Source organism: Blautia sp. CAG:237 (genome assembly GCF_000436615.1).
Lineage (GTDB): Bacteria > Bacillota > Clostridia > Lachnospirales > Lachnospiraceae > Blautia_A > Blautia_A intestinihominis.
The window spans coordinates 1-226 of the sequence record NZ_FR886769.1 but is presented as its reverse complement, the minus strand read 5'-3'; the positions used below and the strand labels follow the sequence as shown (position 1 = coordinate 226).

Here is a 226-nt window from a genome sequence, read left to right as displayed (position 1 = left end):
GAATCGGCTACGACTGCGATGGCGAAAGCACAGAACAGTTTAACAAACTCTGGCCTGCAGACCTGCATCTGATCGGTAAAGACATTATCCGTTTCCATACAATTTACTGGCCGATTTTCCTGATGTCACTGGATCTGCCGCTTCCGAAACAGGTATTCGGACATCCATGGCTTCTCCAGGGTGATGGAAAGATGAGTAAATCCAAAGGAAACGTAATCTATGCAGA

General features: G+C 46.5%; 1 protein-coding gene. It reads left to right on the top strand.

Going from position 1 to position 226, the window contains the following annotated elements:
* On the top strand, nucleotides 1-226 hold a 226-nt coding region (locus QZL69_RS13020), incomplete at both ends, for a class I tRNA ligase family protein (protein WP_291519731.1).